Origin of the sequence: Agromyces sp. NPDC058104, assembly GCF_042884835.1 — a bacterium.
Classification (GTDB): Bacteria; Actinomycetota; Actinomycetes; order Actinomycetales; family Microbacteriaceae; genus Agromyces.
The window spans coordinates 987,326-1,002,518 of sequence record NZ_JBHVTD010000001.1 but is presented as its reverse complement, the minus strand read 5'-3'; the positions used below and the strand labels follow the sequence as shown (position 1 = coordinate 1,002,518).

The window sequence follows — 15,193 nt, the reverse complement described above, 5'->3', positions numbered from 1 at the left end:
CGGCCGGGCGCCTCAGCCGAGGAGCTCCTGGACCCGGTTGGAGGTCGGCATGCGCAGCCCGTCGAGCGCGATCGCGATGACGTCGTCGGCGAGCTTGTCGGCGTCTTCGCGGCCGCCCGGTCGGTACCACTCGACGATCGAGTTGACCATGCCGAAGACGAGCCGCGCGACGACGCTCGCGTCGAGGTCGCTGCGCAGGGTGCCCTCGGCCTGCGCCTCCTCGACGAGGGCCGTGATCGCGCGGTCGAACGCGCGACGCCTGGCGAGCGCACGGCGCTCGACCTCGGTGTTGCCGCGCACGCGCAGCAGCAGCGTGACGGTCGGCAGCTTGGCGACGAGCACGTGCACGGCGCCCCGCAGCACGAGGTCGAGTCGATCGGCCGCGCGGCCGGCCGTGGCATCCGTCTCGCCGAGCACCCCTTCGAGCGCGCTCAGCGCGTCGTCGAGGGCGCGCTCGAGGATCTCGTTCTTCGAGGCGAAGTGGTGGTAGATGGCCGACTTCGAGAGGCCGAGCCGATCGGCGAGCACGCCCATCGACGTCGCGTCGTAGCCGTACTGGTTGAAGGCGGCGACGGCGACGTCGAGGATGCCCTGCTGGTCGTAGCCCGGCCGGCCCCTCCGGAGTGATCCGTTCTCGCTCATCGCCCCAAGTCTCTCACCCGCATCCCGCGCGTCGAGTGCGCCACTTCGTCACCCCGTGCGCCACCTCAACCGGCGCAGAGCCCGCTGAAGTGGCGCAGCGAGCAACTCCTCGCACCCCCGCCAGGGGCGCGGTCACTGGCCTCGCAGGTCGTAGACCCGCTTGTACTTGCCCTCGCTGCGCGGCAGCGCGCCCGGCTCCTCGAGCCGCACCTCGACGGTCGAGCCGATGAGCACCTTGATGCGCTTCGCGAGCACCTCGGTCGCCGCCTCGCAGACCTCGCGGGAGAGCTCGGGGTGCCGCTCGATGCGCACCGTCATGGCGTCCATGCGGCCCTCGCGGGTGAGCTCGAGGATGAAGTGCGGCGTGAGCTGCTCGATGCCGAGCACGATCTCCTCGATCTGCGTCGGGAAGAGGTTCACCCCGCGCAGGATGATCATGTCGTCGTTGCGGCCCGTGATCTTCTCGATGCGCCGCATGGCGGGGCGCGCGGTGCCGGGCAGCAGGCGCGTGAGGTCGCGCGTGCGGTACCGGATGACCGGGAACGCCTCCTTCGTGAGCGAGGTGAAGACGAGCTCGCCCATCTCGCCGTCGGCGAGCACGGCGCCCGAGTCGCCGTCGATGACCTCGGGCAGGAAGTGGTCCTCCCAGATGTGGGGGCCGTCCTTCGTCTCGATGCACTCGTTGCCCACGCCCGGGCCCATGACCTCGCTGAGGCCGTAGATGTCGAGCGCGTCGATGCCGAGGCGCTGCTCGAGCTCGTGGCGCATCTCGTTCGTCCACGGCTCGGCGCCGAGCACCGCCGTCTTGAGCGAGGTCGAGCGCGGGTCGATGCCCGCCGCGACCATGGCATCGGCGATCGTGAGCAGGTAGCTCGGCGTGCAGAGGATGGCGTCGGGCTCGAAGTCGACGATGAGCTGCACCTGTCGGGCGGTCTGGCCGCCCGACATCGGAATGACCGTCGCGCCGAGCTTCTCGATGCCCGCGTGGGCGCCGAGCCCGCCGGTGAACAGGCCGTAGCCGTAGGCGTTGTGCACCTTCATGCCGGGGCGCACCCCGCTCGCGCGGAGCGAGCGGGCGATGAGCGTCGCCCAGCGGTCGAGGTCGCCCTTCGTGTAGCCCACGACGGTCGGGCGCCCGGTCGTGCCGCTCGAGGCGTGGATGCGCGCGACCTCGGCCATCGGCACCGCGAACATGCCGAAGGGGTACGTCTGCCGCAGGTCCTCCTTGGTGGTGAAGGGCAGCTTCGCGACGTCGGCGAGGGTCTGGATGTCACGGGGGTGCACCCCGGCCGCGTCGAACTTCGCCGTGTAGAGGGGCACGTTCGCGTAGGCGTGCGCGACGGTCTGCTGGAGCCGTTCGAGCTGCAGCGCTTCGAGCTCGCCGCGGGTCATCCGCTCTTCGGGGTCGAGCTCGTCGGGGCGCGGGGGCACGAGGCCCGAGACGGTGGGGGAGGTGGTCGTCGTCGACACGTTGGGCTCCGTGCTGGTCAGAGGGTGCGGTTGGTGGAGAGGGAGCGGCCGCGGAACTCGGCGACCGCGTCGCCGTGCTCGTCGACGACCGAGACGTCGTACAGTCCGGTGCGGCCCGACCGGGTGCGGCGGACGGCGGTCGCGGTGAGGGTCTGCCCCGCGACGGTGGACTTCAGGAAGGTGATGTCGGCGCCCGCGGCGACGGTGACGGTCTCGTCCTCGTTGCAGGCGATGGCGAAGGCCGTGTCGGCGAGGGTGAAGACGAGGCCGCCGTGGGTGATGCCGAAGCCGTTGGTCATGTCGTCGCGCACGCGCATCGAGACGACGGCGTGGCCGGGGTCGTCGTGTTCGACGACCATGCCGAGCGCCGCGGAGGCGAGGTCGCGCTGCATCATCGCGCGGTTCGGGGCGGTCGCGGCTTCCGTCATGTTCGACTCCTCATCGAGTTCGGGCGCCGTTGCTGCGACGCTGACGATGACTATATACTAACTGAACGATCGGTTAGTAATGTTGGATGCCACGAGGCGTCGTCATTCGCGAAGCGCCCCGATCCTCACCGAGACACAGGAGTCGATGATGACCGCAGCCGCCGTGCTCAGCCCGGTCGCCGATCAGGCGCCCGACGACGAGGGCCAGGCGCTCTTCGACGAGCTCATCGCGAAGGACTCGCGCATCGAGCCCCGCGACTGGATGCCCGAGGCCTACCGCAAGACCCTCATCCGCCAGATCAGCCAGCACGCGCACTCCGAGATCATCGGCATGCAGCCCGAGTCCAACTGGATCACGCGCGCGCCGAGCCTCAAGCGCAAGGCGATCCTGATGGCCAAGGTGCAGGACGAGGCGGGCCACGGGCTCTACCTCTACTCGGCCGCGCAGACCCTCGGCATCGGCCGCGACGAGATGATGGAGCAGCTCATCGAGGGCAAGGCGCGCTACTCGTCGATCTTCAACTACACGACCCCGACCTGGGCCGACATGGGCGCGATCGGGTGGCTCGTCGACGGCGCCGCGATCTGCAACCAGGTGCCGCTCTGCCGCGCCTCGTACGGCCCGTACGGCCGGGCGATGGTGCGCATCTGCAAGGAGGAGTCGTTCCACCAGCGGCAGGGCTTCGAGATCCTGCTCGAGCTCATGCAGGGCACGCCCGAGCAGCGGCAGATGGCGCAGGACTCGGTGAACCGCTGGTACTGGCCCGCGCTCCAGATGTTCGGCCCGCCCGACGACCAGTCGCCGAACTCGGCGCAGTCGATGGCGTGGAACATCAAACGCTTCTCGAACGACGAGCTGCGCCAGCGCTTCGTCGGCATGCTCGTGCCGCAGGCCGAAGTGCTCGGCGTCACCCTGCCCGACCCTGCGCTGCGCTTCAACGAGGAGACCGGCGAATACGACATGAGCGGGATCGACTGGACCGAGTTCAACGAGGTGCTCGCCGGCCGCGGCCCCGCCAACGCCGAACGCCTGCGCCGCCGCCGCGAGGCGCACGAAGAGGGCGCCTGGGTGCGCGAAGCCGCAGCCGAGTACGCCCGAAAGCAGTCCGAGCGTGCGAAGGCGGTGGCATGATGTCGACCCCCGGTGAGATGGGAACCGAGCCCTGGCCCCTGTGGGAGGTCTTCGTGCGCGCCAACCGCGGCCTCAGCCACGTGCACGTCGGCTCGCTGCACGCGCCCGACGCCGACATGGCCGTGCGCAACGCGCGCGACCTCTACACGCGCCGCAACGAGGGCGTCTCGATCTGGGTCGTGCCGGCCGAGGCCGTCACGACGAGCGACCCCGACGCGAAGGGCGCCTACTTCGAGAGCCCGGCCGGCAAGAACTACCGGCACGCGGTGTACTACACGAAGAGCGAAGGGGTGAAGCACCTGTGAGCGGCGACGACTTCGACCCCCACGGCGACGTCCACGGCGACGTCTCGGTCGACCGGGTCGCGCTCGCCGAGGAGCTCGCCGGATCGGGAGAGGGCGCCGGTCGCGCCGCCTCGGCGGATGCCGCGGAGTACGCCCTGCGCCTCGGCGACGACGCGCTCGTGCTCGCCCAGCAGCTCGGCATGTGGATCACCCGGGCGCCCGAGCTCGAGGAGGACGTCGCCCTCGGCAACATCGGCCTCGACCTCATCGGGCACGCCCGCTCGCTGCTGCACTACGCGGGCAGCGCCACGGGCCGCAGCGAGGACGATCTCGCCTACTGGCGCGACGAGCCCGAGTGGCGCAACGCCTGGCTCTTCGAGCAGCCGAACGGCGACTTCGCGTGCACGATCGCGCGTCAGCTCGTGGCATCCCTCTACCTCTTCGAGCTCTACAGTGCGCTCGCCGGCTCGACCGATCCGACCCTCGCGGCGATCGCCGCGAAGTCGGTCAAGGAGGTCGACTACCACCGCGACCACGCGACCCAGTGGGTGCTGCGGCTCGCGGGCGGCACCGAGGAGTCGCGCCGTCGTATGATCCGCGGCGTCGAGGTCACCTGGCCGTACGTCGACGAGCTGTTCGCCGACGACGAGCTCACCGAGCGCCTCGCCGCCGACGGGGTCGCCGTGCTGCCCTCGACGCTGCGAGCGGCGTTCGAGTCGGCCGTCGACCAGGTGTTCGCCGAGGCCGGGCTCGAACGGCCCTCGGGCCGCACCGCCTACACCGCCTCGGGCGGCGGGCGCCGAGGCTCGCACACCGAGCACCTCGGGCCGCTCCTCGCCGAGATGCAGGTGCTCGCCCGCCAGCACCCGGGGGCGTCGTGGTGACCGCGACGGCGGAACGCACCGCCTGGCAGGTCGCGGCGACCGTGACCGACCCCGAGATCCCCGTGCTCACGATCGAGGACCTCGGCGTGCTGCGCACGGTCGAGGTCGCCGACGACGGTGCCGTGCACGTCGAGCTCACCCCCACCTACAGCGGATGCCCCGCGATGGACGCCATGCGCGACGACGTCGTGCTCGCGCTCACGCACGCGGGGTACCACGAGGTGCGGGTCGACCTCGTGCTCGCGCCCGCCTGGACGACCGACTGGATGACCGAGGAGGGCAAGCAGAAGCTGCGCCGCTACGGCATCCAGGCGCCGACGGGCCTCGCCGCCGCGCGCGGCTCGGGCCCCGTGCGCGTGCAGCTCGCGGTGAAGTGCCCCCGCTGCGACTCGCTCGACACGCGCGAGATCGCCCGTTTCGGCTCGACCTCGTGCAAGGCGCTCTACGAGTGCCGCGCGTGCCTCGAGCCCTTCGACTACTTCAAGGTGATCTGATGGCGGCGAGAAACCTGGGCTCGACCGAGACGGCGGCCGAGGCCTTCCTCAACGCGACGGTCGGCGGCGAGCACGTGACCAAGCGCCGTCGCGCCCGCTTCCACGAGCTCGAGGTCGCCGAGGTGCGCCCGCTCACGAGCGACGCCGTCGAGGTGACCTTCACCGTGCCGGCCGAGCTCGCCGACGAGTACAGCTACCTGCCCGGCCAGTACGTCGCCCTCCGCAAGGAGCTCGACGGGCACGAGCGCCGGCGCAGCTACTCGATCTGCCGCCCTCCCCACGTCGCCGACGACGGCACCGGTCGCATCTCGGTCGGCATCAAGCGCGACCTCGGCGGCATCTTCTCGAGCTGGGCGAACAGCGAGCTGCAGGCGGGCGACACCCTCGACGTGATGAGCCCGCAGGGCACCTTCACCTCGACCCTCGACGCCCTCGACGGCAAGCACATCGTCGCGATCGCCGCGGGTTCGGGCATCACCCCGCTCATGGCGCTCGCCCAGACGGTGCTCGCACGCTCCGAGACGTCCGAGTTCGAGCTCGTCTACACGAACCGTTCGACGCTCGACGTGATGTTCCTCGAGGAGCTCGCCGAGCTGAAGGACCGCTACCCCTCGCGCCTCGCGCTCCACCACGTGCTCTCGCGCGAGCAGCGCACCGCGCCGATCCTCTCCGGCCGCATCGACGCCGAGAAGCTCGACACCATGCTCGACGTGCTCATCCGGCCCGAGACGGTCGACGAGTGGTTCCTCTGCGGGCCGTTCGAGCTCGTGCAGCTCGCCCGCGACACCCTCGAGGCGCGGGGCGTGCCCGCGGCGCACGTGCGCTACGAGCTGTTCACGACCGACGCCGACCGGGTCGAGCCGCGCCACGGCCGCCCGGTCGAGGTCAAGCAGGGCGAGGACACGGTGGCGATCGAGTTCACCCTCGACGGGCAGTCGTCGACCGTCGAGAGCCCGGTCTCGGCGAACGAGTCGATCCTCAACGCCGCGCTGCGGGTGCGGCCCGACGTGCCGTTCGCGTGCGCGGGCGGCGTCTGCGGCACTTGCCGTGCGCGGGTCGTCGAGGGCAGTGTGAACATGACCGAGAACTACGCCCTCGAACCCGACGAGCTCGAGCGCGGCTACGTGCTCACGTGCCAGTCGCACCCGAAGTCGGAGCGCGTGGTCGTCGACTACGACGTCTGAGCTGATGCGGTTTCTCAGGAGCGGATGCTCCGGAGCCCGTGTTGCTCAGGACGAAACGCCGCCCGAGAGGCCGCATCGGCCACCGCAGTCCTGAGCAACACCGTCTGTGTCCTGAGCAACGGAATGAGGAGAAGAGAATGATCGAGTTCACCGCCGAACGCGGCGTCGCCGAGGTCGTGCTGAACGCGCCCGAGAAGCTCAACTCGCTCGACGAGGCCGCGCTGGGCGAGCTCTCGGCGGCCTACGCCGAGGCCGAGCGCCTGGCGCAGTCGGGCGAGGTCAGGGCCCTCGTGCTGCGCGGCGAGGGCCGCGCGTTCTGCGCGGGCCGCGACATCTCGGGGGTCGATCCACGTGAGGACGACGTGCAGGGCTACCTCGGCGGGCTCGTCGAGCCGCTGCTGCAGCGCATGGCCGGCATCCCGGTGCCGACGTTCGCCGTTGCGCACGGCGCCTGCCTCGGCGTCGGGCTCGGGCTGCTCATCGCGAGCGACATCGTCTACGTCGCCGACACCGCGAAGATCGGCTCGCCGTTCGCGAACCTCGGCGCGACCCTCGACTCGGGCGGCCACGCCCTCTTCGTCGAGCGCCTCGGGGCGCACCGCACGATGGACCTCATCGTCAGCGGCCGGCTCATGACGGGGGCCGAGGCGGTGGCCGCGGGGCTGTTCTCCCAGGTGTTCCCTGCCGACGAGGTGCTGGAGGCGACCCGCGCAGCGGCGGCCCGGGCGGCGCAGGGCGCGACGCAGGCGTTCGTCGCCTCGAAGCGGCTCGTCGCCTCGCTCCGCGACGAGCGGCTCGGCCTCTGGGCCTCCATGGCCGAGGAGAACCGGGCGCAGGCCGCGCTCTGCGACACCGCCGACTACCGCGAGGGCTTCGCCGCGTTCCAGGAGAAGCGCACGCCCGCGTTCACCGGGCGGGGCTGAGCGCGCAGCGCCCCTGGCTCAGTCGCCGCGGCCGAGCGACTCGAGCAGCGGGATGCAGAACCAGATGCCGACCATGACGGCGATCGGCAGGAACGCGATGAGCGGGATCCGTTGCCTGAGCCGTCGCCCCTGGGGCGCAACACCGCGGGGGATCGCGGGAAGCGGGTCGGCGGTGAGGGCGCCGGCGGCGCTCGTCGCACCGGGACCGTCGGTCACGGTCGCACCGTCGGCCGCGGACGGGCCGTCGGCGCCGGGTCGGGCCGGTTCGGCGAGCCGATCGTCGCGCCAGCGCTCCCAGCGCCCGAGCTTCGCGTTCAGCGCGTCGACCGTCGTGAAGACCCATTCCCACATGGCGGGGTCGGCGCTCGCGAACGATCGCCCGCCGCTCGCGTAGACGTAGAGGCGGTCGTCGACGATCTCGACGTCGAGGTCTCCGCCCGCGTCGACGAAGCGCGCCATCAGATCGGGCGTGAAGAGGTACAGCGCGTCGGTCTCGTAGCCCTCGGGGCAGTACAGGGTGAAGTGCCGGTCGAAGTCGCCCTCGAGCGAGAGGCGCTGCGCGGTCGCGAGGGCGACGGGCAGGTTGGAGCCGAGCAGTCTCGAGTCGTTGCCGACGCCGTCGAGCACGATGTGCGGCAGTTCGCGATCGAGCGTGAATGCGAGGTACGACCACTGGAACGTCTCGTGCGTCTTCGTCGTCTTCTTCACGTACCGGTAGTTCGCGATCTCGACCGGTCGAGGATGCCACAGGCGCACGATCTCGCTGGCGACGCGGTCGGTGCCGAGGCCGAAGATCATGCCGGGCTCCTCGCGATCCACACGGCGCGGCTCGAACTCGAGACCGTTCGCCGCCGCGAAGCGACTGACCCGGAATCGGGACTCGCCCTGGAGGCGGGACGACGCCACGGCGTACCAGGCGACGCCCGCGATGATCGTCACGGCACCGGCGAGCGCCACCGGGAACACGAGGTCGCCGGGGATGCCGGTGCCCACCCAGGCCTCGAGCGCTCCGTCGACGAGCATCACGACGCCGGAGAGGGGCAACGCGACGACGACGGCGGCCAAGCCGCCGAGCAGGAGGCCGAAGACGACGCCGTACCAGGGGACCCCGACGCCGCCCGCACGGAACCCGGCGCGGGCCTCGTAGTCGCGCACCGACGCGCGGTCGACCCGATCGAGCAGCGGGGCCGCGTCGAACCGCGCGGTCGTCGTCGGCTGGGCCTGGCTCATCCGCAGATCGTACCTGCGCGCGATGGCATCGCCCGCATTCACCGCTCGGCCGGGTGCTCGTCGTGCTCGGCGATGTCGCGGCCGAGATCGTCCTCGATGAGGAGGTCGCGGCGCACGTGGTCGGTGCGGTACGCCGAGCGGCCGAGCATGTGCGCCGTCATCGGCTGCGTGAGCAGCTGGAACGTCATGATCACGATCACGGTGCTGATGACGCCCCACGTGGGCGCGCGCAGTGCGATCGCGAGCAGCACCGTCGCGAGGCCCAGCACCTGCGGCTTCGTCGCGGCGTGCAGCCGGGTCAGCACGTCGGGGAAGCGCACGATGCCGATGCCCGCGGCCATCGACAGGAACGCGCTCACGAGGATGAGCAGCCCGACCACGATCTCGGCGGCGTTCATCGGCGCCCCTCGATTCGCGCACCCGGCTCCACGGGGACGATCTCGGCGGCGCTCACGAGGCATCCTGCTTCGCCATGAAGCGTGCGATGGAGATCGAGCCGACGACCGCGAACATCGCGAGCACGAGCAGGACGACGAGGGTGTCGGTGTGCTTGTTGATCGCCATCTCGGCGCCGAGTGCGCACATCGCGATCGCGAGCAGCACGTCGGTCGCGAGGGCCCGGTCGAGGATCGACGGCCCCTTGATGATGCGGACGACCGCGGCGATCGCGCCGATGCCGAACATGAGGCCGGCGATGATCGAGACGAGGGTGAGGAAGGTCATGGCGTGCCTCCGTTCCGGCCGGACGGCCCCTGGTGCATGTCGGAGTGGCTCGTCGTGCGCTCGCCGGCGCGACGGGCGCGACGCTCGGCGCGCACCACCTCGGCCTGCTCGTGCGTGCCGATCGCGAGCACGATGCGCTCCTCGGTGCCGAGCACCTGGCGATGCGTGCGGTCGATGTCGGCCTGGGTGCGGGTGCCGAGCGCATGCAGGTAGAGCAGGCCGCGCTCACGGTCGATGTCGACGACCACGGTGCCGGGCACGACCGAGATCGCCTCGGCGGTGAGCGTCGTCACGAGGTCGGAGCGGGTGTGCAGCTGCACGACGATGATGGAGTTCATCGGCTTCCACCACGGCCAGATCGAGTACGCCGCCACCTGCAGCGAGGCGAACATGACGTCGACCATCATCCGCAGCCCGAGCAGCAGGCCGCGCCAGGGGTTGAAACGGCCGCTGAGCAGCACGGGCGGCAGGTAGAGGGCGCGGGTCACCGCGATCGCGAGCAGCACCCCGGTGACGATGCTGAGCGCGTCGATGTGGTCCCAGAGGAGGAGCCACAGCACGAGCAGCGCGACGAGCAGCGGCAGCTGTCGCCAGACCGAGCGCCAGCGCGAGATCGGTTCGTTCGTGTGGGTCATCGCACCCCCTCGGGGAAGACGATCGAGACGTACGCCGACGGGTCGCTGAGCCCCTCGGCCGCGCGCCCCGCGAGGTCGAACAGCGGGCCGGCGAACACGGTGAGGCAGACGGTGACCGCGACGAGCGAGGCGGTCGCGACGACCATCAGCACGGGCGTCGTGCGGGTCGCCGTGACGGTCGCGCCCTCGGGCGCCTCGAGCACCGAGCCGAGCAGCACCGACTCGTAGCCCTCGAGCTCGTCGCGACCCCGCCAGAACGCCATGTTCCAGAAGCGGGTGAGCGCGTACAGCGTGATGAGCGAGGTCGCCGCGCCGGCCGCGATGACGACCCAGACGAGCCAGTCGGGGCCCGACGCGCCGCCCTCCGCGGTGCCCTGCGCGCCCGCGAGGAAGAGGCCGGCCTTGCCGAGGAACCCCGAGAAGGGCGGGATGCCGCCGAGGTTCATCGCGGGGATGAAGAAGAGCACCGCGAGCAACGGCGAGGCCTTGAGGAGGCCCGCGAGGCGCGTGATCGACGTCGCGCCGCCGAAGCGCTCGATGAGCCCCGTCGTGAGGAACAGCGCGGTCTGCACCGTGATGTGGTGCACGACGTAGTAGATCGTGGCCGTCAGCCCGATCACGCTCGAGAGTCCGATGCCGAAGACCATGTAGCCGATGTGGCTCACGAGGGTGAACGAGAGCAGTCGCTTGATGTCGGCCTGCGTGAGCGCGCCGAGGATGCCGATGAGCATCGTCAGCCCGCCGATCACGAGCAGCAGCGTCGACACGTCGCTCTCGACGAAGAGCACCGTCTCGGTGCGGATGATCGCGTAGACGCCGACCTTCGTGAGCAGGCCCGCGAACACCGCCGTCACCGGGGCGGGGGCCGTCGGGTACGAGTCGGGCAGCCAGAACGACAGCGGGAACACGGCCGCCTTGATGCCGAACGCCATGAGCAGCAGCAGGTGCAGGATGAGCTGCACGTCCTGGGGGAGCTCGGCGAGGCGCACCGAGAGCTGGGCGATGTTCGCGGTGCCGGTCGCACCGTAGATGAGCGCGATCGCCGAGAGGAAGAACAGCGACGACACGAGGCTCGTGATGATGTACGTGACGCCCGAGCGGATGCGCTCGCCCGTGCCGCCGAGGGTGAGCAGCACGTAGCTCGCCGCGAGCAGGATCTCGAATCCGACGTAGAGGTTGAACAGGTCGCCCGCGATGAACGCGTTGAACACGCCCGCCGACAGGATCAGGTAGCTCGGGTGGAAGATCGAGACCGGCGTCTCGCGGTGCTGGTCGGCGATGCCCTGGCCGACCGAGTACACGAGCACGACGAGCAGCATGATGGCCGAGATGACGAGCATGATCGCCGACAGGCGGTCGACGACGAGGGTGATGCCCCAGGGGGCGTCCCACGCGCCGAGGTAGACGACGGCGGGCCCGGTCGTGTCGACCGCGACGAGGAGCACCGCGGCGATGACCGTGACCGCGGCGAGCACGGAGACGCCGACGGCCATCTGCGCGCGCCGGTGCCGGCCGAGGATGAGCGCGGTCGCGGCGCCGAGCATCGGCAGGAGCACGACGAGGGGCACGAGCACGGCGGTCATCTGCGGGCCTCCTCGTCGTCGGCGTCACGGGTGGATGCCTCGCGCTCGAGCTCGTCGTCGATCCCGTCGAACTCCTCGTCGCTCGCCTCGATGAGCGACTGGATCGCCTCGTCGTCGGCCGCGGAGGAGCGGATGAGGTCGGCCGTCTCCTCGGCGTCCTCGGCGAGCTCGGCCTCGTCGTCGACGAGATCGCCCTTCGCCCCGAGCTTCGCCAGCCACCAGGAGCGGTAGATGAGGGCGAGCATGAAGGCGGTGATGCCGAGATTGATGACGATGGCGGTGAGCACGAACGCCTGGGGGAGCGGGTCGGAGATCTCGTCGGCGTCGACGCCCTCGCTGAGGATCGGCGCGAGGCCGGGCGCGCCGCTCATGAGGTAGATGAGGATGTTCACCGCGTTGCCGACGAGCAGGAACCCGATGAGCACGCGGGTGAGGCTGCGCTCGAGCATCACCGAGATGCCGGCGCCGAAGAGCACGGCCATGAGGACGACGAGGGTGAGCGATGCGGTCATGCCGGGGCCCCCTCGCGGTCGGCGGCGGTCGGGTCGGATGCCTCGGGGTCGCCCTCGACCTCCTCCTGGTGCCGATCGACCTCGGCGCCGAGCGAGCGGAGGATGTCGAGCACGAGCCCGACGACCACGAGGTAGACGCCGATGTCGAAGAGCGTCGAGGTGCCGATCGAGAGGTGCCCGAGCACGGGCACGTCGGCCTCGAACCAGGTCGATTCGAAGGCGGTGAGGCCGAAGAGCAGCGAGGAGGCCGCGGTGCCCGCCGCGAGCAGGAGGCCGGTGCCGAGCAGGCGCCCCGCGTCGACCGGTGCGGCCTCGCCGAGCTCGTACCGCCCGCCGGCGAGGTAGCGGGCCACGAGGGCGAGCCCGGCGAGCAGGCCGCCGGCGAATCCGCCGCCCGGGGCGTTGTGGCCGACGAAGAGCAGGTACACCGACACGATGATGGCGGGGTGGAAGAGCAGCCGCACGAGCACCTCGATGAGGATCGAGCGGTTGCGCGGCGAGAGCGTGCGGCCGGCGAGCAGCCAGGTCTGGCGGTTCTCGTGGGCCTCGGCGGCGGCGTCGGTCTCGTCGTCGACCTCGGCGAGCCGTGGCTTCGCGGCACGGATGCTCGAGGCCGGCTCGAGCACGGGCTGCAGCCGGTTGCGGCGGTCGGGCTGCTCGTCGAGGCGAGGTGCCCCACCCGTGCGGCCCGAGACGAAGATGAGGCTCGCCACGCCCGTCGCGACGGCGACGAGCACCGAGATCTCGCCGAGCGTGTCCCACGCGCGGATGTCGACGAGCATGACGTTCACGATGTTCTTGCCGTGCGCCTCGATGCTGAGCGCCGGAAGCCCTTCGGCGATGGTCGGCTCGACGCGGGCGCCGAGGGCGACGAGGCCGATGACGCCCATCACGAGGCCGGCGAGCACGCCGATCACGGTGCGGGTCACCCGGCCGAGCGCAGTGGGGTGCACCGAGCTCTGCTTGGGCAGGCGGCGCAGCACGAGCACGAAGACGACGATCGTGAGCGTCTCGACGAGGGCCTGGGTGAGCGCGAGGTCGGGCGCCCCCGACATGCCGAAGAGCAGCACGAGACCGTACCCCGTGACGCTGACGAGCAGCACCGAGGTCACGCGGCGGCGCACGATCGCGGCGGCGATCGCGGCGATCGCCATGATGAACGCGATGAACGGCTGCGCCGGGTAGTCCCACAGACGCACGCCGTCGGGCCACGAGGCGTTGAGGATCGCCGCGGTGCCGAGCCCGCCGATGAAGACGACCATGATGATCGCGAGGTAGCCGGCGAGGCCGCGCACCTGGAACGCGGTGGTCACCCTGGCGGCGAGGCGGTCGACGAACGACACGATGCCGAGGTAGCCGCGCGCCGAGTCGAGCGCGGGCGGCATGGCGGCCTGCAGGCGGGCGACCCGCTGCCGGCCCCAGACGAGGAGGGCCGCGAGGGCGAAGACGGCCGCCGACAGGGCGAGTGCGGGTTCGAGGCCGTGCCAGAGGGCGAGGTGGTAGTCGTGACCGCCCGGCAGCTCGTCGGCGTAGGCGGCGAGGAGGGGCTCGATGAGCGGCACGGCGAAGGCGAAGACGACGGATGCCCCGGCGAGGAGCGCGGGCGCGATGCCGATCGCCGGGCTCTCGCGGTGCAGGGGCGTGGGCGCGACCTCCGCCTTGGTGAAGAACGCGCCCCAGACGAAGCGCACTGTGTACGCGACCGTGAGCACCGAGCCGAGGAACGCGGCGACGAGGGCGATCCAGCCCCAGGTGTCGCCCGCGAGCGCCGACTCGAGCTCGGCCGTGAAGACGGCCTCCTTCGCGACGAAGCCGAGGACGGGCGGCAGACCCGCCATCGAGGCGGCCGCGACGAAGGCGGTCGTGGCGATCACCGGCATCCGCCTGCCGAGGCCCGAGAGCTTGCGCCAGTCGCGCGTGCCGGCCGCATGGTCGACGATGCCGACGACGAGGAACAGGGTCGCCTTGAACAGGGCATGGGCGAGCAGCAGCGCGACGCCCGCGAGTGCGGCGTCGCGGGTGCCGAGGCCCGTCACCATGATCAGGAAGCCGAGCTGGCTGACGGTGCCGTAGGCGAGCAGCAGCTTGAGGTCGTACTGGCGCAGTGCGCGCCAGCCGCCGACGAGCATCGTGAGCCCGCCGAGCCCGATGACGATGGGATGCCAGACGTCGAGCTGGGCGTAGCCGGGGGCGAGCCGCGCGACGAGGTAGACGCCCGCCTTCACCATCGCCGCGGCGTGCAGGTACGCCGACACGGGGGTGGGCGCCGCCATCGCGGCCGGGAGCCAGAAGTGGAACGGGACGAGTGCGCTCTTCGAGACCGCGCCGACGAGCACGAGGGCGATCGCCCATTCGCCGGCCGCGCCGCCGACCGGGTTCGCGACGAGCTCGGAGAGGCTCGTCGTGCCGCCCTCGACGGCGAGGATGACGAGGCCGACCAGCATCGCGAGCCCGCCGAAGGTCGTCACCGTGAGGGCCTGCAGCGCCGCCCCGCGGCTCTCCTTGCGGCCGGTGTAGTGGCCGATGAGGAGGTACGAGAGCACGCTCGTCGCCTCCCAGAAGGTGAACAGCACGAAGACGTCGTCGGCGGTGACGAGGCCGAACATCACCCCGGCGAAGGCGAGCAGCAGCGCGGCGAAGCGCCCCAGTGCGGGTTCGTCGTCGGTGAAGTAGTTCATGCAGTAGAGCAGCACGAGCGCGCCGATGCCGGTCACGATCAGGGCGAGCAGCAGCGCGAGGGCGTCGAGCCGGAAGCTCAGCGCGATGTCGAGCGCCGGGATCCACTCCACGGTCTCGACGACCGGGGTGCCGGCGAGCACGCCGGGCAGCCAGGCCAGCAGCAGCACGAACACGGCGGCGGGCAGCAACGCGATGACGGCGAAGACGCGGCGCCCGAGCACGCGGGTGAGCAGCGGGGTGACGAGGGCGAGGGCGCCGAACAGCACGAGGGAGAGAATCATCCACACTCCTCACGCTCGCGCCGAGTCTTCAGTCTACGGGAGGATCGAAAGACTTTAGTTCGTTTTATTCATGATGGATAAAACCTTCTAAAACCTCTAAGATCGCCGA

General features: G+C 70.9%; 16 protein-coding genes. 6 read left to right on the top strand and 10 right to left on the bottom strand.

All coding sequences use genetic code 11. The annotated features are described in order from the left end of the window. Window positions 1–12: 12 nt before the first annotated feature. From ACFVTH_RS04780 to paaI, 3 genes are all read right to left on the bottom strand, one after another. Complete coding sequence (locus ACFVTH_RS04780; protein ID WP_387087236.1) at window positions 13–642, bottom strand: TetR/AcrR family transcriptional regulator; 630 nt, start codon at window positions 640–642, stop codon at window positions 13–15. A 132-nt stretch (window positions 643–774) separates the two neighbouring features. Continuing rightward, complete coding sequence (gene paaK, locus ACFVTH_RS04775) at window positions 775–2,034, bottom strand: phenylacetate--CoA ligase PaaK (protein WP_387088735.1); 1,260 nt, start codon at window positions 2,032–2,034, stop codon at window positions 775–777. 95 nt (window positions 2,035–2,129) lie between these two features. Beyond that, window positions 2,130–2,540, bottom strand: coding sequence for a hydroxyphenylacetyl-CoA thioesterase PaaI (gene paaI, locus ACFVTH_RS04770; protein ID WP_387087234.1), 411 nt, complete (start codon window positions 2,538–2,540; stop codon window positions 2,130–2,132). 148 nt (window positions 2,541–2,688) lie between these two features. On the opposite strand from paaI, the gene paaA reads away from it, so the two are divergent. The 6 genes from paaA (at window position 2,689) to ACFVTH_RS04740 (ending at window position 7,441) form a co-directional block, all read left to right on the top strand. Beyond that, complete coding sequence (gene paaA, locus ACFVTH_RS04765) at window positions 2,689–3,672, top strand: 1,2-phenylacetyl-CoA epoxidase subunit PaaA (RefSeq protein WP_387087232.1); 984 nt, start codon at window positions 2,689–2,691, stop codon at window positions 3,670–3,672. Next, window positions 3,672–3,977: a 1,2-phenylacetyl-CoA epoxidase subunit PaaB gene (gene paaB / locus ACFVTH_RS04760; protein ID WP_387088732.1), complete on the top strand. Its 306-nt coding sequence runs from the start codon at window positions 3,672–3,674 to the stop codon at window positions 3,975–3,977. Before paaA ends, paaB begins: the two co-directional genes overlap by 1 nt. After that, window positions 3,974–4,840, top strand: coding sequence for a 1,2-phenylacetyl-CoA epoxidase subunit PaaC (gene paaC, locus ACFVTH_RS04755; protein ID WP_387087230.1), 867 nt, complete (start codon window positions 3,974–3,976; stop codon window positions 4,838–4,840). Before paaB ends, paaC begins: the two co-directional genes overlap by 4 nt. Beyond that, complete coding sequence (paaD, locus tag ACFVTH_RS04750) at window positions 4,834–5,334, top strand: 1,2-phenylacetyl-CoA epoxidase subunit PaaD (RefSeq protein WP_387087228.1); 501 nt, start codon at window positions 4,834–4,836, stop codon at window positions 5,332–5,334. Before paaC ends, paaD begins: the two co-directional genes overlap by 7 nt. Continuing rightward, the gene (gene paaE, locus ACFVTH_RS04745) at window positions 5,334–6,518 is read left to right on the top strand and encodes a 1,2-phenylacetyl-CoA epoxidase subunit PaaE (protein WP_387087226.1); all 1,185 of its coding nucleotides are present in this window, start codon (window positions 5,334–5,336) and stop codon (window positions 6,516–6,518) included. The genes paaD and paaE overlap by 1 nt, the downstream gene beginning before the upstream one ends. A gap of 137 nt (window positions 6,519–6,655) precedes the next feature. Continuing rightward, window positions 6,656–7,441 (top strand): enoyl-CoA hydratase/isomerase family protein, encoded by a 786-nt coding sequence (locus ACFVTH_RS04740; RefSeq protein WP_387087224.1) that lies wholly within the window; start codon window positions 6,656–6,658, stop codon window positions 7,439–7,441. Between the two features lie 18 nt (window positions 7,442–7,459). Here the strand turns inward: ACFVTH_RS04740 and ACFVTH_RS04735 are convergent, their stop codons facing one another. From ACFVTH_RS04735 to ACFVTH_RS04705, 7 genes are read right to left on the bottom strand one after another with little or no spacing between them, the layout of a single operon-like run. After that, a complete protein-coding gene (locus ACFVTH_RS04735; RefSeq protein WP_387087222.1) occupies window positions 7,460–8,671 on the bottom strand; it encodes a hypothetical protein in 1,212 nt (403 codons plus the stop codon). Between the two features lie 38 nt (window positions 8,672–8,709). Beyond that, a complete protein-coding gene (gene mnhG, locus ACFVTH_RS04730; RefSeq protein WP_387087220.1) occupies window positions 8,710–9,069 on the bottom strand; it encodes a monovalent cation/H(+) antiporter subunit G in 360 nt (119 codons plus the stop codon). Between the two features lie 52 nt (window positions 9,070–9,121). Continuing rightward, window positions 9,122–9,394, bottom strand: coding sequence for a monovalent cation/H+ antiporter complex subunit F (locus ACFVTH_RS04725; RefSeq protein WP_387087218.1), 273 nt, complete (start codon window positions 9,392–9,394; stop codon window positions 9,122–9,124). After that, window positions 9,391–10,029, bottom strand: coding sequence for a Na+/H+ antiporter subunit E (locus ACFVTH_RS04720; RefSeq protein ID WP_387087216.1), 639 nt, complete (start codon window positions 10,027–10,029; stop codon window positions 9,391–9,393). Before ACFVTH_RS04720 ends, ACFVTH_RS04725 begins: the two co-directional genes overlap by 4 nt. Beyond that, window positions 10,026–11,612: a Na+/H+ antiporter subunit D gene (locus ACFVTH_RS04715; RefSeq protein WP_387087214.1), complete on the bottom strand. Its 1,587-nt coding sequence runs from the start codon at window positions 11,610–11,612 to the stop codon at window positions 10,026–10,028. Before ACFVTH_RS04715 ends, ACFVTH_RS04720 begins: the two co-directional genes overlap by 4 nt. After that, window positions 11,609–12,124 carry a sodium:proton antiporter gene (locus ACFVTH_RS04710; RefSeq protein WP_387087212.1) on the bottom strand — a complete coding sequence of 172 codons (516 nt, stop codon included), beginning with the start codon at window positions 12,122–12,124 and terminating at the stop codon, window positions 11,609–11,611. Before ACFVTH_RS04710 ends, ACFVTH_RS04715 begins: the two co-directional genes overlap by 4 nt. Beyond that, window positions 12,121–15,084: a Na+/H+ antiporter subunit A gene (locus tag ACFVTH_RS04705; protein ID WP_387087210.1), complete on the bottom strand. Its 2,964-nt coding sequence runs from the start codon at window positions 15,082–15,084 to the stop codon at window positions 12,121–12,123. Before ACFVTH_RS04705 ends, ACFVTH_RS04710 begins: the two co-directional genes overlap by 4 nt. Between the last annotated feature and the right edge of the window lie 109 nt (window positions 15,085–15,193).